The organism is Alicyclobacillus tolerans (assembly GCF_048984885.1).
GTDB classification, from domain to species: domain Bacteria; phylum Bacillota; class Bacilli; order Alicyclobacillales; family Alicyclobacillaceae; genus Alicyclobacillus_I; species Alicyclobacillus_I tolerans.
The window spans coordinates 23,903-41,293 of the sequence record NZ_JBMGNK010000002.1 but is presented as its reverse complement, the minus strand read 5'-3'; the positions used below and the strand labels follow the sequence as shown (position 1 = coordinate 41,293).

At 47.8% G+C, this 17,391-nt stretch carries 19 protein-coding genes; 12 read left to right on the top strand and 7 right to left on the bottom strand.

Annotation, left to right across the window (positions count from 1 at the left end):
- Positions 1-2 precede the first annotated feature (2 nt).
- The 5 genes from ACOJUR_RS00240 to murA all read left to right on the top strand — a co-directional run bounded on the left by ACOJUR_RS00240 (position 3) and on the right by murA (position 5,746).
- Positions 3-1,535 carry a complex I subunit 4 family protein gene (locus ACOJUR_RS00240; protein ID WP_420948958.1) on the top strand — a complete coding sequence of 511 codons (1,533 nt, stop codon included), beginning with the start codon at positions 3-5 and terminating at the stop codon, positions 1,533-1,535.
- Between the two features lie 3 nt (positions 1,536-1,538).
- On the top strand, positions 1,539-3,020 hold the full coding sequence (locus ACOJUR_RS00235; protein WP_420948957.1) for an NADH-quinone oxidoreductase subunit N: 1,482 nt from the start codon (positions 1,539-1,541) through the stop codon (positions 3,018-3,020).
- 10 nt (positions 3,021-3,030) lie between these two features.
- Positions 3,031-3,291, top strand: coding sequence for a DUF1146 family protein (locus ACOJUR_RS00230; protein WP_072874451.1), 261 nt, complete (start codon positions 3,031-3,033; stop codon positions 3,289-3,291).
- Positions 3,292-3,481: 190 nt separating this feature from the next.
- Positions 3,482-4,387 (top strand): YwmB family TATA-box binding protein, encoded by a 906-nt coding sequence (locus ACOJUR_RS00225; RefSeq protein WP_420948956.1) that lies wholly within the window; start codon positions 3,482-3,484, stop codon positions 4,385-4,387.
- A 60-nt stretch (positions 4,388-4,447) separates the two neighbouring features.
- Complete coding sequence (gene murA, locus ACOJUR_RS00220; protein WP_072874453.1) at positions 4,448-5,746, top strand: UDP-N-acetylglucosamine 1-carboxyvinyltransferase; 1,299 nt, start codon at positions 4,448-4,450, stop codon at positions 5,744-5,746.
- A gap of 97 nt (positions 5,747-5,843) precedes the next feature.
- On the opposite strand, the gene ACOJUR_RS00215 is transcribed toward murA, so the two are convergent.
- A complete protein-coding gene (locus tag ACOJUR_RS00215) occupies positions 5,844-6,962 on the bottom strand; it encodes a two-component system sensor histidine kinase NtrB (RefSeq protein ID WP_203114808.1) in 1,119 nt (372 codons plus the stop codon).
- A 5-nt stretch (positions 6,963-6,967) separates the two neighbouring features.
- Entirely contained in the window at positions 6,968-7,687 is a 720-nt protein-coding gene (locus ACOJUR_RS00210) for a cobalamin B12-binding domain-containing protein (protein WP_072874455.1), read from the bottom strand.
- Between the two features lie 205 nt (positions 7,688-7,892).
- Here ACOJUR_RS00210 and ACOJUR_RS00205 point away from each other — a divergent pair, with 205 nt between their 5' ends.
- From ACOJUR_RS00205 to ACOJUR_RS00175, 7 genes are all read left to right on the top strand, one after another.
- A complete protein-coding gene (locus ACOJUR_RS00205; protein WP_420948955.1) occupies positions 7,893-8,942 on the top strand; it encodes a SpoIID/LytB domain-containing protein in 1,050 nt (349 codons plus the stop codon).
- A 125-nt stretch (positions 8,943-9,067) separates the two neighbouring features.
- Positions 9,068-9,769, top strand: coding sequence for a M23 family metallopeptidase (locus ACOJUR_RS00200; RefSeq protein WP_072874457.1), 702 nt, complete (start codon positions 9,068-9,070; stop codon positions 9,767-9,769).
- Between the two features lie 287 nt (positions 9,770-10,056).
- Positions 10,057-10,368, top strand: a complete 312-nt coding sequence (gene spoIIID, locus ACOJUR_RS00195; protein ID WP_072874458.1) for a sporulation transcriptional regulator SpoIIID — start codon at positions 10,057-10,059, stop codon at positions 10,366-10,368.
- Between the two features lie 96 nt (positions 10,369-10,464).
- Positions 10,465-11,499 (top strand): rod shape-determining protein, encoded by a 1,035-nt coding sequence (gene mreB, locus ACOJUR_RS00190; RefSeq protein ID WP_072874459.1) that lies wholly within the window; start codon positions 10,465-10,467, stop codon positions 11,497-11,499.
- A 91-nt stretch (positions 11,500-11,590) separates the two neighbouring features.
- A complete protein-coding gene (locus ACOJUR_RS00185; protein ID WP_420948954.1) occupies positions 11,591-12,793 on the top strand; it encodes a flagellar basal body rod C-terminal domain-containing protein in 1,203 nt (400 codons plus the stop codon).
- Positions 12,794-12,839: 46 nt separating this feature from the next.
- Positions 12,840-13,616 (top strand): flagellar hook-basal body protein, encoded by a 777-nt coding sequence (locus ACOJUR_RS00180; protein WP_072874461.1) that lies wholly within the window; start codon positions 12,840-12,842, stop codon positions 13,614-13,616.
- A gap of 256 nt (positions 13,617-13,872) precedes the next feature.
- A complete protein-coding gene (locus tag ACOJUR_RS00175) occupies positions 13,873-14,412 on the top strand; it encodes a CDP-alcohol phosphatidyltransferase family protein (RefSeq protein WP_072874462.1) in 540 nt (179 codons plus the stop codon).
- Here the strand turns inward: ACOJUR_RS00175 and ACOJUR_RS00170 are convergent.
- From ACOJUR_RS00170 to ACOJUR_RS00150, 5 genes are all read right to left on the bottom strand, one after another.
- The gene (locus tag ACOJUR_RS00170; RefSeq protein ID WP_165611989.1) at positions 14,387-14,530 is read right to left on the bottom strand and encodes a hypothetical protein; all 144 of its coding nucleotides are present in this window, start codon (positions 14,528-14,530) and stop codon (positions 14,387-14,389) included. The two genes, ACOJUR_RS00175 and ACOJUR_RS00170, sit on opposite strands and share 26 nt — an antisense overlap.
- Before the next feature lie 274 nt (positions 14,531-14,804).
- Positions 14,805-15,338, bottom strand: a complete 534-nt coding sequence (locus ACOJUR_RS00165) for a hypothetical protein (protein WP_072874463.1) — start codon at positions 15,336-15,338, stop codon at positions 14,805-14,807.
- A gap of 36 nt (positions 15,339-15,374) precedes the next feature.
- Complete coding sequence (locus tag ACOJUR_RS00160; protein ID WP_420948953.1) at positions 15,375-16,337, bottom strand: hypothetical protein; 963 nt, start codon at positions 16,335-16,337, stop codon at positions 15,375-15,377.
- Positions 16,338-16,353: 16 nt separating this feature from the next.
- Positions 16,354-16,872: a hypothetical protein gene (locus ACOJUR_RS00155; protein WP_420948952.1), complete on the bottom strand. Its 519-nt coding sequence runs from the start codon at positions 16,870-16,872 to the stop codon at positions 16,354-16,356.
- Positions 16,869-17,375, bottom strand: coding sequence for a hypothetical protein (locus ACOJUR_RS00150; protein ID WP_072874466.1), 507 nt, complete (start codon positions 17,373-17,375; stop codon positions 16,869-16,871). The genes ACOJUR_RS00155 and ACOJUR_RS00150 overlap by 4 nt, the downstream gene beginning before the upstream one ends.
- Positions 17,376-17,391 lie beyond the last annotated feature (16 nt).

Below are 17,391 nucleotides of genomic sequence, written 5' to 3'. Positions count from 1 at the left end.
CTATGGCCTTCCTGCTTCTGGCGCTTATAACGCCGCTCGTAGCTTCTTTATTGGTCTGGCTTTTGCCGGCTTCATCTCCATCCAACAATGTGCAAGGTCTCAAACAGCCTCATCGCTCGCATGAAGACCATTTTATCTGGATTGGTCGGGTTGCAATGAGTATCAGTTTCCTATGTATGTTTGTTCTTTGGATAAAGATGCGCCTTCTGTCGGATGTCTACCAATTTGCTTTTTCTTTTCGTTGGTTTCAATTTTCGCTTGGATTTCATCAACACTGGACGTTGCGAATCGCTTATGGTTTGGACGGACTAAGTCTGCCACTATTTTCTTTGGCCGTCTTGCTCGGTTGGATCATCTTTTTTGCCGTACGTCCGCCTGGAGAACAAATTCGCGCCTATACAGGATGGATGTTGCTCGCTCTGTTTGCAGTCATGTCCAGTTTTGCGGCAATAGATTTACTCACGTTTATTCTATCCATGGAGTTGACACTGTTAGCAGGTTTTTTCCTGATTTTGCGACAGGGCAAGGAACAACACTGGGATGCCGCCCTGCAGTTTCTCCTTTATCGTGGCCTGGCCAGTGTTTTCATCATTCTGGCGCTCCTAGGTTTGGCTGCTGCAGCAAGTCGCGGAGGATTGTGGCCAGCTTCTTATGCTGTTTTATCGGCGGTGCTTTTTCATCATTCTGTGCCTCATATCGTCTTTTTGGCACTGTTTATAGGTGTTCTTCTGGAAGAGGCGTTTGTACCGCTGCATAGTTGGTTCCCCAATGCTATGCAGGATGCAGGTGCTGGCGTGGCGGTTTTATTAGCTGGCATTTTGACCAAAACAGGACTTTATGCGTTGATTCGATTTGGTGTCGGTATGATGCCGCAGGATGCTAACGATTATCGACTCTTGATAGCCACTGTTGGCATTATCAATTTACTCTATGCTGCGTTTGCTGCTTGGTCAGCCAAAGATTGGCGGCGACTCATCAGTTTTTCTTCCATTTCCCATATGGGGTTAGCGCTCTTTGCAGTGGCTACTTTGCGCCAAACCGGAATGCTCGGAGCATTGTTTCTGCTCGTTTCGTCCGGTCTTGTTAGCGCATTGTTCCTGCTCACTTCCGAGGGGATGTTTAAGCGCTTGCATTCTCTTGAATTCAGCCGTCTAGGGGGGCTTTCAAAATCGATGCCCATCGCTTCGGGGTTTCTCCTTTTTGCTGCTCTGGGAAGTTTGGGCCTGCCCTTGACCAGTAGCTTTGTGGGTGAATTCCAGTCGATTTTTTCCGGGTTTGCCGTTTTGCCAGGCTTTGCTTTTGTAGCTTTACTCGGTCTCTTGCTGAGCGCCATTTACAGCCTCAACGCGATACGCAAAACGACGTTTGGCCCGGTCTTAGACAGCACCCTGATGCAATTGGCTGACTTACGTTGGCTGGAAAGCTGGCCACTAGCTTTGCTTTCCTTATTTTTGCTCTTGCTCGGCATTCTACCCAATCCATTCGCGCAAGTGGCGCTTTCCGCGTTTCATCATCTGCGCGCGTTAGGGGGCTGAAAGATGAGCTTGTATTCACTTTTGCACGCCCATCTAGGTCTCACCATGGGGCCCTTGTCTATTGTAGCTATCTCTGCAGTTTTGGTGATGTTGATTGAACTCCTGCTTCCAACCCGTTTTTTGCAGCTTCCTGTCTGGCTCAGTTTATTGGGACTATTGGTTGCTTTAGTGGACGCGTTCATCCATCTTTCCCAGGTGCCTCAGTATTCGCTGGATACGCTTGTCTCCGACGGGCTGGCTAGCATACTGACTTGTCTCATTTTGCTCTTAAGTCTTTTGCTCTTGCTGTTTCATGTAGATGAACTAAAATCTCAGACTAACCAATTTCCCCGCGAAGGAGCCTATCTATTTCTCTTCGCGACTGCAGGCGCTTTAGCCATGGTCACTGCGGTCGATCTCGTTACGCTCTATGTTGGTCTGGAATTGCTTTCAGTCTCTTCTTATATATTGGTCGCTATGACGCGTAAGCGGTTAGCTCTTGAGGGCGGAATGAAGTATTTGGTGCTTGGTGGTGTCGGGTCGGCTCTGTTTTTATACGGCGCCTCGTTTATCTATGGCATGACAGGGCAAACCAATCTCTATACGATTGCTCGTATGAGCCATCAACTTTGGCTATTGAATCCAGCCATTGTAGTTTTGTCGTTCTTACTCATGCTTTGTGGACTGGGCGTCAAACTATCGCTTGTTCCTTTCCACTATTGGACTCCGGATGCATATGAAGGCGCATCGGCATCCGTGGCTGGCTTTTTGGCTTCCGTATCGAAGAGTGCAACGTTTGCCATGACCTTGCGTGTGCTGCTCTATCTGTTTCTTGGCAGTACGCATGATGTTTTTCCGTATGTAGCTGCTATGGCAGCGTTAACCATGGTGGCGGGAAATTTGTTGGCGTTGGGGCAGAATAAGCTGCGTCGATTGCTGGCTGTCTCCAGTGTAGCTCAAGCTGGCTATTTGCTCATTCCTATCGCTTTGTTAGCGCAAGCCACACCAAATACTTGGCCACTCGTATACAACAGTCTTGTGTTCTATCTCGTTTCGTACTCAATCGTGACCATTGGCGCGTTTGCAGTCTTGTCCATCTTAGAACAGCGTTACGAAGTTCAAGAGATTGCGGATTTATCACGTTTGCCGCGTCAATATCGTTGGCTGCGCGCCGCATTTGCCTGTTTTCTGCTCGGATTTGCTGGTATGCCGCTGACTTCGGGGTTTATGGGAAAACTCTATCTGCTGATTGCCGCTCTTCGTTTGCATGAGCTATGGCTTGGTGTTTTACTCTTTGCTGTAAGCGTGATTTCCTTCTATTATTATCTGAAACCGATTCGCACCATGTACCAGAAACAACTTTTTACAGACAATGGGGAAGGCCAGGCTGTGTCGCGTCAAACGGCTACGCAAACGGTCATTGCGTTCTGTGTTCTGGTGACATTGTTGCTCGGTGTCTGGCCAGGTATTTTATTGCAGGCCTTTAGCCACGTGCAGTGGTACTAGGAGGATTCACATGTATACCCAGTTCAATGAAAGTCATTTACCTTTTCAAATCTCCATAGTATTTCCGCTGATGATCACCCTCTTTTTTTTCTTTGGTCTACTTGTCTCATGGTGGGCGCTGGGCGCCTTGCCATGGGACAAAATTACCCGTCACCCCCTCTCATCGCGATCGCAAATGATTCGTTTTATGTTGGCCTTGGCTGGAGCGTTGCTATGGGACACGTTTGCCGCATTGTTACTCATCATGATGCAGTGGATGCGTACTTTGTAAAGAAGTTTTCCTGCACAATGAAGGCTGGTCATGTTCTGTTCCTCGAGTTATTGGCGTCTGGGATCTTAGCAACTTTTGGCTGACCCGCATAAATCTCGCAATCTGAGCGAATTTTACAGATAGAGTACGTATAAAATCCATTCCCCAAGACCAGACTAGAAACATCGGAAACAGATGGGGGATGGAGAACGTGGCTCGACAAGTGAAGCGAGGACGAAGCAGTAAAAAAAACCGCCGACGCAAACATTGGCTGTGGGGGACAGCGATTGTTTCTGTAGCTGCATTTCTTTGGACGCATCCTTTGATTGCAACCGGAAATAGTTTACAGGTTGCGGCAAAAAATCAAACACATCAGTTGCATATAAACCGTCAAGGTATGGAAGCCCATGATTGGGCAGCTGAAGAAAGCCATTTTTTATCACAGACGATGTCTGCCACTGGTGCTGAACCTGATGAATATTTGCTGAATAGTTGGGACAGCTTAAACCATCAATTTTTAAGCGAAAACGAGGATTTGTCCATTGCACGGGAAATGGTGCAGGAAATGAAACTGCGCAGAGCGAAATTGTATCATACGGCTACTTCTGTAGAACACTATGTATTGGTTGATGCGTTGAGTCCAACCGGAAGCCGAGTGGAATTGGTGGTCACTTCTTTTGCTCCTACGACTTCGGTGGAAGGTACTACAGCCGGAGAATTAGTTGATTCCTCCACCGTACTGGCAGTGACAGAAGAGCATCAAGGTTATACATCACAGGCATTGACTGCGGATGAAGAACAGTTGGCAGAAGCACTTTTGCAGATTGGTGCTAAACCGCAAATTAGCAGTTGTCTGATTGGTCATCTCGATGCTAAAATGGTCGGCGTTCAAGCGAATCAACTGGCTGAGCGAGCGCTGCATGCAGTAGATGCTAAATCTGTGCAGACGTTTCAAAGCGGCTTGGAAACGAGCATCTCAGGATATGCGCCGCGAAATTTGACTTACATTGTATCGCGCGGCCAGCCCATCAACCTGCAGGTAGCTGTTCATTACGATGGATATCAACACGACACGAACGTCCTGGTCGGAACACCCATCATTACGACAACGTATTGATGCAAAATCGTCCTCGTAACGCTTCGTAAGACAATCTTGTCGTGTAACGGGGGTTACGGTATGCCAAAATTAGTGATTGACGGAGGGTATCCGCTCTCAGGCTCCGTAAGGATTGGCGGCGCAAAAAATGCGGTATTGCCCATTTTGGCTGCCAGTCTGCTGGCAGAGTCCGGCGTGAGTCAGATTGAAGACGTACCTCATTTATTAGATGTACGCAATATGATTGAAGTTATCGCATCCCTGGGCGCTAGAGTGGAGAGAAGAGGAACCACTGTGCGCATTCAGGCCAGTCACATACATAGTGTGGAGCCGCCTCAGGATTTGGTCAGGCGTATGCGCGCTTCGTTTGTAGTGGCAGGACCGCTGTTGGCTCGTTTTAAAGAAGCGTCCATCTCACTGCCTGGGGGTTGTAAAATTGGCAACCGCCCAGTAGATTTGCATATTAAAGGTTTTGAAGCCATGGGTGCTACAGCACACACTGAAAATGGCTTTGTCCATCTCCAAGCGCCACGAGAAGGTTTGCGGGGAGCACGCATTTATTTAGACATTCCCAGTGTCGGGGCAACACAGAATATCATGATGGCAGCCGTGCTGGCTAAAGGACAGACGATTATTGAAAATGCCGCCAAAGAACCAGAAAACGTGGATTTGGCCAATTATTTAAACGCGATGGGCGCACGAGTGCGCGGTGCTGGAACAGATATGATTCGTATTGATGGTGTCGACAGCCTGCATGGCGCTGTGCATACCGTCATTCCCGACCGTATTGAGGCAGGTACATTCTTGGTGGCTGGTGCATTACTGGGTACAGGTGTATATGTGGAAAATGCTGTGTCTCAACACATGATGTCGGTGATTGCAAAGCTCGAAGAAGCGGGAGCCCGCTTTGAAGACAAGGTAGACGGTATTCAAGTATGGCCGGCAGAGCGTGGACGGCTTTCCTCTATTGATGTGAAAACGCATTTTTATCCTTCTTATCCCACAGATATGCAGGCGCAAATGGTGGCTGCCCTGTCTGTAGCAGCCGGAACAAGCACGGTGACAGAAACCGTTTTTGAAAACCGCTTTTTGCATGTGGGTGAATTGCAACGTATGGGCGCCAATATTCATGTAGAAGGCCGGACGGCAGTCATTGAAGGTGTAGACCGACTTTCTGGCGCGCTGGTCACTGCCACGGATTTACGGGCGGGAGCGGCCCTTGTGATTGCGGGGCTATTGGCAGAGGGCCAGACTGAAGTATTGGGATTGCATCATATCGATCGCGGCTATGACAATCTGGTCAGCAAATTCCAACAGCTTGGTGGACGTATCAAACGTCTGGAAACTCCTATGGAGGAGAGCGACGCAGAATCTGCGTAATGCCGTACAAGTGCGAGTTTCTACAGATACCTCTACATCGACATGAAATTTTCCGATGTAGAGGTTTTTTCATAGAGTGTATCCTGAGTGGTCTTATTTAGGATAATTCGGGTTTCTTATCTACGGTTGGCAAATAGATACGAAAAACGGTACCATGCCCTGGTGTGCTTTCCACATCAATCGTACCTCCATGCAGTTCGACAATATGATAGCAAGTCGAGAGTCCCAGTCCCGTTCCACTATTTTTGGTGGTGAAAAATGGGCTAAAGAGATGTGTCCTCGTCTGTTCATCCATACCAACGCCATTATCCTCAATGCGAATCTGCACATATCTGCCAAACCGTTCCGCCTCAAACTGAATCATTCCTGTACGCGAGTTTGGTAAGTCGGAAATGGCTTCCATCGCATTATGGAGCATATTCAGCAGGACTTGCTTCATTTGTAAGCGATCCGCATAAATCATCAGGGACGGATCGACCGGTAAAATCACCAGTTCAATCCCTTGCAAGAGCGACTCACTGTGGCATAAAAGTTCCAGCTCAGCGAATAAGTCAGTCACAGGAATGGCTTCTTTCAACGGTGGTGCAGGTTTGGCAGTTTTCAGAAATTCTGTGATGATGCTGTTGACGCGATTGATTTCGCTAATAATGATATCAATATAGGATAATTTGGCGGAGGAAGTCAGATTCGGCGCTAATAACTGCACCAAACCGCGGATGGAAGTTAACGGATTACGAATTTCATGCGCGATACTTGCCGCAATTCTGCCAAGTTCGGCCAATCTGTCATTTTGCGCGTTCGATTGCTGGAGGTTTGCTAAGAGTCGCTCCAATTCTTCTTTACGACGGAGAAGGTCGTAGTTGGTCATGCCCAAACGCTGTGTAAAACGTGTCAGAACCTCAGTGATTTGCTGATAACGTTGACTTTGTTCTATGCAGAGAATAGAGCAATGATTGTCTCGGTTCCACTTTAGATGAATATCAAACAGCATTGCAGGTGATTGAACTGTATTTAAAAGCAGTTCAAACTTTTGAGGTTCAAAGCGACGCTCGGCCAAACGCTGAAATTTCCTCCGACTCTCCACATCAATGAGTGAGAAAAAATTAGCATGCTCGCCAAAGATACGTTTCGCGTCCTCAGATTGATAGAGGATGTCGTAGAACGTGTTTACATAGAAAAATGGGGCTGGTATAGAAAAGTCAGGGCAAACAGCCATAGATATCACTCCGGTTTGATGGGCAAGTAATCCTGTTCCAACCATCCAGCGAGTTCGTGAAGATTTTGCATGAAAAAAAGACGCTGTTTGTTCGGTGCACCTTTCGAGCTTGTATAAGACAGGTGGTGAATCAGTCGGCCGCCCACAATGATTTCTGGTTGATAGGGCAGTCCCTGCAAGGCCTCCAAATAATCTTGTACCTTTTTCAAATGATGAGATTGGGTTACAGACAAAGCTACAATCGATGGCCGCCATTTGGAAATAAAGGCAAGAAAATGGTGTAGAGGACAATGAACGCCTAGATAGTGTGTCTGCAAGCCATGCCTATTAAGCAAAAGAACAGCCAATTTAGCACCCAGTTCATGCGGGTCACCATCCACGCAGGCTACAACCGCTTGACAGTTTTGTTGATCTGGAGGGGTGATGTACTGGGCTTGGTAGCGCATGATAAGATAGTCGCACACACAAGAAGCAATATGCTCATCTACTACAGAGATGGCATTTTCTATCCATAATTCCCCGATATACGTCATCGCTAAAGGGATATAGGTACAGAATATCTCCGTGCTGTGAATTCCGTTCACTAACTGCTGCTCAATAAATTCCCAACTTTTTCGTTCGTCCCCGCTGAGAAGGATATGAGCGAATTGGATAATTTTCATGCGAATACTGTCGGTTAAATCCAGTGATGCTTGAAAAAAACGGTTGTTATGCGTTGCATTCACAATAATTTCTTTCCTTCCAAAACGGGATCGTAGGTGGGATGGGCCAATTCACTCAAAATTCTATGAAAATTATAACGGAGGAAAGAAAGGTTTTGCATATTCTATTAAAAAAAATCATAGATTTCGGAATAGCAAAGTTGAATGCATGAAGTCTAGAAGGTGGGTCTTATCGAGATCGGCCGAAAGAAAGGAATCGATTGCCTTCATGAAGTCGTCTGCGCATACTTCGAGTCATTCCAGCGGCATGCTTACCCAGTTGTTCTCTGGTCTGGCTATAGGGTCGGCTGTTATAGCGGTCATTTTGGGACTGCCCACACTAGCAGCAGAACTGGCTGGAGGGCGCGTTGTGAACGCCAATCATGTGGGGAATCCATTGGACAATCGCGTGCAGGTAAAGTTACAATCTCCTGCTCAACAAAATACTTCCAGCACTATGACTTTAACACAGTATGAAATTGAGGTGCTTTCTGCTGAATTGTCGCCCAATACTCCGCAAGCGGCTGTAGAAGCGGCAGCCATTGCGACACGAACCATGGTGATTCGCGCTCTCATGCCTCTTGGCGGCGGACAATCTAATACCGGTCATGGCCCGTGGGTAGCGCAACTGGAAGACAACGATTTGCCATTGTGGACGCGTCATCAGGTAGAAAATGCATACGGAGAGCAGAGTAGCCTCTTTTTGGCACAGATAAAAGCAGCCATTGAAACGACGGACGGACAAATACTTACTTATCGAGGTCAACCCATTCTGTCCTTTCAAACGCCTGTTACTACTGGCGCCACAGTTCCAGCCAGTCAAGTGCTTGGCCGCTCCATTCCATATCTCGTTCGTGTCAATTGTCCGAGTGATGCGTCTTATCCAGTTCAAAATCGACGTATCAGTATCGCTGGCAGCACTTGGCGGCAGGTTTTCCCTTCAGAACAACCACCTTCAGACATAGCATCGTGGAATGATTGGATTAGAGTGGTCGATCGCGCTCCGTCAGGAGACGTCTTAGAAGTCATGGTAGGCAACAAGCGCCTTACAGGTTCGCAATTTGCGGCGAATCTGGGTATTCCTTCCTGGAACTATGATATTCTGGGCGGTTCCATACGCCAACCCTTGCAAATTGAGGTCAATGGTACAGGTACAGGCATGGGAATGAGTCTACACCAGGCTGCGGTTTGGGCGGCTTCTGGAATGACGGATACACAAATACTCAGTCGTTTTTATCCGGGCAGCCATTTGCAATTGGATAGTACCTGGCTCTCTTGACAGCACCACGGATTCTCATTGAATCCCTTGAAGCAGTTGAATAAGAAAAATTTCTCATTCTGTCAGTTTATCAAGGTATAGAATCAAGAGACTGTGGCGACACTCGTTAAAGAGGTGAGCGCTACATGGATGAGAAAAAACATCCAAATTCATCAGAAAGCAAACGTGACCAGTCTACTGCAGAATCGGAAAATCCTAATATGACTCGTCCGATTCTCAAACGCAGCAAAACACGTCGTTGGATTTACCCAGCTCTCTATTTGGGAGCAGCAGCCGTCATCATTGGCGTTGTCTACGCCAAGACACAATCAGGCGGTGGGGCAACTGCGCCTGTTGTGTCTCCGTCGGTTACGGATACTGGCAATCCGTCTCCGGATACTACTCAAGCAGATACGTTTATCTGGCCAGTAAATGTCGCGCATAAGGTTACGCTGGGCTTTTTCTCTGCTGACGGCACGGCGAAACAACAAGCAGCGGCGCTAGTGCAATATGGCGGATCGTACTATGCGCACAAGGGTGTGGATATTCAGAGTGACACGGGGACTAGTTTTGATGTTTTAGCCGCTCTTGCTGGCAAAGTCACTCTGGTAGAAAACAACCCTCTCTACGGATGGACGGTAGAAGTCACAAGTAATGATGGTTACGTAGAGAAGTATGAATCGTTAGGCAATGTCACCGTGAAAACGGGCGACAATGTGTCGCAAGGAGAAACCATTGGCACAAGCGGAACCTGCCGGTTCGAAGAGAATCAGGGCAACCATCTCTACTTCCAAGTCAATCAAGATGGGAAATTGTTGAATCCGCTCGATTTGTTGCCGAAAGAATAAAATATTAGTCTTCTATCTCTTTCTTCTCCGCCTGCATGTAGGCGGTTTTTTTCTGTCTATTTTTAAGGAAAGAGAGGAGAGGTAAGCAACTGAAGGACAAAAACTATCGTATTTTCGGAAATAATAAATTGATTATTTCCCGTAGAGATATTTTGAGATAGACAGAATAAATAGCGGCATAGATTGAATAATCACAAAAAAGCGAGGAATACGGTGTACATCTCCTCATATAGTGTATCAGACCAGGCACCAAACCAGTCGATCACGGAGGATGGGGAGGCGAGGATGTGCACGATTACATCAAGGAGCGCACGCTCAAAATTGGTGAATACATTCTGGAGACGCGTAACACGGTGCGCACCATTGCTCGTGAATTTGGAGTCTCAAAAAGTACAGTGCACAAAGATTTGACGGAACGTTTGCCGGAAATCAATCCCGACCTCGCAAATCGTGTCAAAGAGATTCTTGAGTATCATAAAGCGATTCGCCATTTGCGCGGGGGTGAAGCCACTAAGCTCAAATACCACAAAGATGACGATCTCGATGAATCTGACGAAAAAGATTACGAAATGCAAAAAGGAGTTCCCGGTGGATTGTAGAAATTAGACCTGAATAATCTAGGATATGCGGGCGCACCATTTGATTAGAATATTAGATTGCGTACGCTCAGTCGAGCCGGGGAGGAAAAGTGCCAGATGCTTTCCAAGGATATTGGGGTTGATTTGGGTACGGCCAATGTGCTGGTACATGTGAAAGGGCAGGGGGTCGTACTGAATGAACCGTCTGTCGTAGCTATCGATCAAGTCACAAAACAGGTGGTGGCTGTTGGCGAAGAGGCGCGTCAGATGCTGGGTCGCACTCCTGGAAACATAGTGGCCATCCGTCCGTTGCGCGAGGGCGTGATTGCTGATTTTGATGTCACTGAAATCATGCTGCGCCATTTTTTGCGAAAGACAATTGGGAAGAGTTCCATGTTGCGTCCCCGATTGATGATATGTGTGCCTGCTGGCATCACTTCCGTAGAGCAGAAGGCTGTGCGGGAGGCTGCGGAAGCGAGTGGAGCCAAGCAGGTAGATTTAATTGAAGAACCGAAAGCTGCTGCTATTGGTGCTGGTCTAAATATTTTTGAACCAAGCGGCAGCATGGTGGTGGATATTGGCGGCGGGACAACGGACGTCGCGGTGCTCTCCCTCGGAGATGTGGTTACTTCCACGTCTCTGCGTGTGGCGGGGGACAAGCTCGATGAAGCCATCATTAAATTTATTCGTCGTGAATTTAATCTTATGATTGGCGAGAGAACTGCCGAAGAATTGAAAAAGGAATTGGCTCACGTCTATCCGGGTTCGGGCAACGAGTCTCGAGAGGTACGCGGTCGCGATATGATGACGGGACTGCCAAAGACGATTGAAGTACATGCGGAACAAATGGAGCAGGCTTTGGCAGAACCAGTTTCGGCTATTATTGCAGCCACTAAATCTGTTTTGGAACGCACGCCGCCTGAATTAGCTGCTGACATTTTTGACAAAGGCATTGTGTTGACCGGTGGCGGAGCGCTGGTCAACGGATTGGACAAGCTCATGAAGAAAGAATTAGAAGTACCCGTGCATATTGCGGAAGATCCTATGCAGTGCGTGGTTTTGGGAACCGGTAAGTATTTGGAGATGCGAGACAATTTGCGTGTCAATAAAGCTGTGTCAGGAGGAAAATCTCGGCGCAGGTCGCGTTGGTAAAAGAAGCTTTGTAAGGCGTCACTCCACTTTGCGTGAATGGTGGCTAGCCTGTAAGAACTGCCGCTTGAGGTTCAGGAAAGCGAGGGATAGCATGATTCGGGCATTGACCACAGCTGCAGCTGGAATGTTGACTGAAGAACGGCTGCAAGCCGCTCTGGCGAATGATTTGGCTAACTTAAACACACCAGGATTTAAAGAAATTTTAGGGTCGGCTCGCGAATATCCAGTAGAAAATCTGTATCAGTCCCAAGATGGGCAATTGATTCAGCCGATTGGGCAGATGGGAACGGGTGTGCTTTTTCAGGAAGGCGTACCGCTCTGGTCGGAAGGTCAATTGAGCAAAACTGACCGTTCGCTGGATGTAGCCATTCAAGACAATACGCCGCCTGGACCTTATGCGGCTGTAAATTCACCTGGTGGACAGGCGGTTTCTGTAGCTGGGCCGGTAACTGTAGGGCCGGGGGGACGGCTGACGGTCAATCAGCAACCCTTGGCGGTTCTTAATGCTAGCGGTAAACCTGTTCCTGGCTGGTACGCCATTAAGAACCCTCAATATACGGGAACGTCGCTCTATGCCGCAGACGGCATGCCAAACTACGATGCTGCTGGTCAACCTTCCTATTTGTTTGCAAACGCTCAAGGTCAGGTTCTGGCTGTTCCTGGAACTTTGCAGGCCGCTGGTTTGGCACTCAGAATAGGTACGAGCAACGATATGGGGCAACATTCGTTTTATGCGGTTGCCTATACTTCGGCAGATGGTCAATCAGGTGTGGTACTGACCCGAGACGGCCATTTCAGTGTCAATACGCAACACGAGTTGGTGGATGCTGCCGGGCATCCTATTTTGCCTGTTGGAAGCAATGGAATGCCGATTGTGGGGGCGCGTATCATCATCAATCCAAACTACACAGGTCAGGCACTGTTTGCTTCGGATGGACAAGCTGTACGGGATGCTGCAGGTCAGTTGTCTTACACAGTCGTCGGACAAAAAGGTCAGTCCGTGACAGGTGCCAAGTTGGGCACAGTCAATGCGGACGTGACTCAGGTCACGCCGCTCGGAGCGACTGAGTTTGAAGTGGGGGGTAGCTTTGCCACAAACACAGCACTTTCCCATTTGCAGCCCGGTACAGGAACCTTGATGCCTGGGTATTTGGAAGGCAGCAATGTCAATGCAACTAACGCGCTCGTACAGATGCAGCAAATTCTCAATCTTTATCAAGCGAATCAGCAAGTTCTCTCTACAGAGAATTCAACACTTGGTGTAGCGGCTGAGGATATCGGTAAGATTCCATAATTCTATCCATTCTTCGATAAAATGTTTGAGAAAGAGGGCTACTTACATGCAATCCATGTGGACGGGTTTAGATGGTGTCAATGCGGCATCCCAATGGTTAAATGCCATTTCAGGCAACATAGCCAATCTGGATTCTGTAGGTTATGCCAGCCAGAACGGTTCTTTCGCCGATACATTGACCCGTCAATTGAGTAGTGCGGCTACGGCTCCTTCGGTTGCCAGCCGGTATACATTGCCTGGATATTGGGGAGGTAGTGGCGCGTACTTTACTCAGCCGGAAATTGATTTTTCCCAAATGCCGCTACAAGCAACGGGGAATACCATGGATGCTGCCATTTCAGGGCCGGGTTTCTTTACCGTTCAGTCATTGAGCGGCCAAACTTTACTCACGAAAGCAGGCAATTTCATCTGGAGTAAACAGCCAAACGGTTCTTTTGCCTTATCGCTACCCGATGGGAGTTTGTTGTTGGACACTCAGCATCAACCCATTATTCAACCGAATTCCGCTGCAAGCATGAGTATAGGTAAAGATGGACAAATCTTTTTCAACGGTAAACCGGGACCCAAGCTCAACATTGTCCAAGTGGCGGTTCCCAGTCAAAGTTTGATTCCGCAAAGCAATGACACATACGCCATTGCGCAAGGCTGGAAAGCCATACCTTCTCCTCAATCGACGGTTCTACAAGGGTATCTAAGCCAGAGTAATGTCAACATTACAAATGAATTGGTCAAGTTGATGCAAGCTCAAGAGCTTTACAGTCTAAACGCTCAAAGTTTAAAGATGTCCAATCAAATGATGGGGATTGCGAATACGATTTTGTAAGCGCCAGATTCACAACCGTTTCATGATGCATCTCCCACATCTGGCGCGTGGTAATCCTTCGTGAGATCGACTCTGCACTGCACAGTGTTCCTAAAGACGCTGTGCAGATTTTTCTTTTGCCATCCATGCTCATTTAAATTGGAGCTGGTAGTCCAGTATAATAAACATTATGGGTAGGGGTTTTGGGGTGGCAGCGTGGGTTGACTGAAGGAATCTATACACTCATAAAATGGCCCAGAAAGCAGGGGGCGAAACATTGTATTTTCCGAATCTATTAACCATCTTGCGGCTTGTTTTAATTCCGGTTTATCTATGGGCGTTCTATGCAACGCCAAGTTCACATAAAGTAGGCGCATTGTGCATTTTGCTTTTGGCTGGTCTCACAGACATACTGGACGGTTATCTGGCACGCAGGTTCCACTGGCAAACCCAAGCAGGACAATTGCTCGATCCGCTTGCAGATAAGCTGATGATGTTGGCTGTGCTGTTCTCGTTGCTGGATACGAATCGTATACCCTGGCTTGTAGCTGGGTTACTCATCTTACGCGATGCCGTCATGATTCTGGGTGCCGCCTACTTTTATTTTCAAGGGAAACGTGCGGTTCCCAGAGCCAACGTGGGTGGGAAAGCGACTACCTTGTTTTATTACATCACCATTTGTTCCGTCATTCTTGCTTGGCCCACCCACGCTGTCACCTATGTCTTGCTCTGGCTAACCGTAATGCTGTCTTACGCGGCCATGTTGGTCTATTTACTGAGAATGGAAATCATCAACGTGAGGCGCCGGGTTTTTTAAGGTTGCGCAAATATCCCATGGCTGCAGCAAAAGCTGCTGCTCGCTCAGGTACACCTTGATGGATCAATTGGTGAGCGGTTTCTTGAATCACTTTGCCCATGTCAGGACGTTGTTGCATGACCCAGTCCCCCGTTTCTCGGCGTTTTCTGCGCTGTTTTCCTTCTCTTCTTGGAAACTGTGACGCATCGCTTAAAAAGGTAGTGAGCGTGCATCTAAAGCCGCCGTAAAACAGTCAGCAACCTGCAGTTATACAACTGGCACTGCCCAAGCGCTGTAGTCTGCATATGCAACAGAACAGACGTCTTGAGGCAGTGCCTATTGCTAAGCCCAAACTACAGGCGCTGATTTTATAGTGCCCATCGTTTTACAAATTATGTTTCATTCACTCAGAATTAGGGCAATAAACTCAAAGCTTGCAGGCGTCGATTGATATTCTGCAAATGTGCCACAGACTGTGCGGTGATTCTGTTCAACATCAAAACCGATCCATCTTCGTTGTCAGCAGTGGCAGCTGACGCTGAAGATACGGAGAGTAAGTTTTGATTTAGACTGCCAATCGTGTTCAAATGTTGACCCACTTCCAGTGTGACGTTATTTAAGGTTCCGAAATTACCCAAAATAGAGAGTTCCTCTTGGCCGATGATAGACAAATGCTGGTTCATGCCATCAATATTCAGCACAGTTTGCTGTTCCGATTGCTCAATTTGTTGCAAAGAAGTCGAGATATTTACCAGTGGAGTCAATGCGTCTGCAGTTTTTTCCACAACCGGAATGGTTGCAGCTATAGATTGGCGTATAGTGGCCATGGTCGTATTCATTTGTCCTTGAATTTGCGTTTGCTCGGCTAAGCTAGCACCAAGCATTCCCAATCCGCAGAGTGCAGCGGCAAACTTGATGATAAACGCCGCATGCCATCCTTTTACCATCGCCTTTCACTCCTCTCTTCGGTTTCTACTCGCGTCTTAACCTAACAGTCCTGAGAGTAGACCGCTTAGACCCGAACCTGTACTTGAACTTGAAGATGCAGATGACCCTGTCGTCTGATTTTCTTGCGAACTTGCTCCTGATGGGCTGCTATTCTGACTGTTGTTGTTTAAACTGCTCATACCCTTACCAAGGCTGCTCAGTAGTCCGCCTGCGCCCTTGCCAAGGCCACCTGTGGAAGCAAGGGATTGACCCAGTGAGGATGTAGCGTTACCGAGTGATGAAACCGTGCCACCCAATGCTTTGCTGACGGGCGCAGTCACTCCGCCAAGGGGTGATTTTTGCAACAGGTTAGGGAGTTGGCTAAGCAATGTATGAAGTTGACCAAACAGGCGAAATTCCGTCAGTGATTGTTGCAGGGCAGCCAGCAGGGTGTTTAACTGCTGATTTAATTCGGCCGATCCGTTCGTAGCAGTTTGCAAAGCTCCTAGTAGTTGTTGCAAACTGTTGGCGTTTTGAGTGAGCGTACCAATCATGCTTCCGCTTGCAAGAGATAAATGTTCAGTCAATTGGTCATTCGTACGTTCTTTGGAGAGAATTTGTTGCATCAGTTGGACACCGTGTTGAGTCAGTTGTTGTTGTGTATTTAAAGCAGCGCTCAATTGTTGTCCGGTGTTCGTTTGTTCCTGGAGAATTTCAACTTGTGTGGGCAAAAGAGACAGTCGCTGATCGACCACACCCACGCGTGATTTTAAATCAGCAGAACGATTCACAATCTGACCTGTGGTTCCATCCAGTTGATGGACAAGTGTAATCAAATTCTTTTGCGCCGCGTCTTTCACTTGGCCGCCGCCGTAAGCAAATCCACCTGCGAAGGTGGCTAAGCAGGCCAGACCAACAGCGCCTTTAAGCAACAACGGTTTGAATGCGGCCAATGCGCCTTTTGTGGGCGTTGCTTCGGAAACACCCTGTGGCAGCAGAGGGGCGGGCTGTGTGCTCATAGAAAAACCTCCTCTATCAAGGAATCATCGATGTTTTAGCGTCCATTTGTTGCAGGTTTTGATTAATCGCCTGTTCACTCGCTGTCATGCTTTGCAGCCGTGCGTTAGCGTCTTCATTCGTAGTTTGTAGTTGCTGCAATACACCAAGTAATAAAGCGGCATTTTTCGAAATCTGTGCTGTCTCTCCATTCGCGCTGCCTACACGGTTAGAAATTTGCTCAATGCTGGTATCAATTTGGCCGACAGTGTTAGCCAACTGGTTGAGCCCAGCATTCATGCTGCCAGTCAAGCTGACAATCGGAGCAAGTTGTTGCTGGAGTGCAGCAGTACTCGTTTCCAACGTCTGCAAGCCGCCAAGTCCTCCTTTTAATTGCACTGACAACGATTTCGCCTTGGCCACTCGTTCTTTCAAGACTATCGCTTTATGAGCCATCTCTTTTTGTAAATGCACATCATAAAAACCATTGACACCGAGCGCCAACAAACCTAAAGGAGCAATAATGCTAGCCAGTTTCGTAATGACAGCACTTTTCATGGCGACACCTCCGGCACTTTTTGGTTCATCGTCTGAGTAGCCGTTTCTATTTGTGATAAATTGCTGGCGTCTTGACCCAGTACTTGGTCGAGTGATGCAACAGATTGTTGCATTTGTTGGGCTGCCTCAGTAATGGCCAACAGATTCGCGTTGACTTTTGCAAGTGTGGCAGCGCTCTCTCCCGTTGGACTCATCATGGCCTGGTTAATCGCGAGTACATCGCTGTTCAGTTGATTAATGCGTACAATATTGTCGTGAATCGCACCCGTTTCAGTGACAGTTGCTTCAATACGCTGTGTCATTTTCTCCGCCGTTTGTACGAGCAGCGGCAAACTTTTGTTTTTGGTCACAATTTCCTGCTCGGCAATTACCAATTGTTGAGTAGAGCGCAAACTGGAATTGAGTCCAAGGTTTAAACGAGTCAGTTGGACAGTGGTCGGCAACATCACGCCAAGCACTGCCAGAATAGCCACTGTCCCACTACCAGCAAGCCATGTTTTCATCAGCGAATCCCTCGCT

Coding starts and splice junctions, on each gene's coding strand:
- ACOJUR_RS00235 (WP_420948957.1), top strand. CDS start 1,539: ATGAGCTTGTATTCACTTTTGCACGCCCATCTAGGTCTCACCATGGGG.
- ACOJUR_RS00170 (WP_165611989.1), bottom strand. CDS start 14,530: ATGCAACAACGTCCTGACATGGGCAAAGTGATTCAAGAAACCGCTCAC.
- ACOJUR_RS00230 (WP_072874451.1), top strand. CDS start 3,031: ATGTATACCCAGTTCAATGAAAGTCATTTACCTTTTCAAATCTCCATA.
- ACOJUR_RS00205 (WP_420948955.1), top strand. CDS start 7,893: ATGAAGTCGTCTGCGCATACTTCGAGTCATTCCAGCGGCATGCTTACC.
- ACOJUR_RS00165 (WP_072874463.1), bottom strand. CDS start 15,338: ATGGTAAAAGGATGGCATGCGGCGTTTATCATCAAGTTTGCCGCTGCA.
- murA (WP_072874453.1), top strand. CDS start 4,448: ATGCCAAAATTAGTGATTGACGGAGGGTATCCGCTCTCAGGCTCCGTA.
- mreB (WP_072874459.1), top strand. CDS start 10,465: ATGCTTTCCAAGGATATTGGGGTTGATTTGGGTACGGCCAATGTGCTG.
- ACOJUR_RS00155 (WP_420948952.1), bottom strand. CDS start 16,872: ATGAAAAGTGCTGTCATTACGAAACTGGCTAGCATTATTGCTCCTTTA.
- ACOJUR_RS00185 (WP_420948954.1), top strand. CDS start 11,591: ATGATTCGGGCATTGACCACAGCTGCAGCTGGAATGTTGACTGAAGAA.
- ACOJUR_RS00180 (WP_072874461.1), top strand. CDS start 12,840: ATGCAATCCATGTGGACGGGTTTAGATGGTGTCAATGCGGCATCCCAA.
- ACOJUR_RS00215 (WP_203114808.1), bottom strand. CDS start 6,962: ATGGCTGTTTGCCCTGACTTTTCTATACCAGCCCCATTTTTCTATGTA.
- ACOJUR_RS00240 (WP_420948958.1), top strand. CDS start 3: ATGGCCTTCCTGCTTCTGGCGCTTATAACGCCGCTCGTAGCTTCTTTA.
- ACOJUR_RS00200 (WP_072874457.1), top strand. CDS start 9,068: ATGGATGAGAAAAAACATCCAAATTCATCAGAAAGCAAACGTGACCAG.
- ACOJUR_RS00160 (WP_420948953.1), bottom strand. CDS start 16,337: ATGAGCACACAGCCCGCCCCTCTGCTGCCACAGGGTGTTTCCGAAGCA.
- ACOJUR_RS00150 (WP_072874466.1), bottom strand. CDS start 17,375: ATGAAAACATGGCTTGCTGGTAGTGGGACAGTGGCTATTCTGGCAGTG.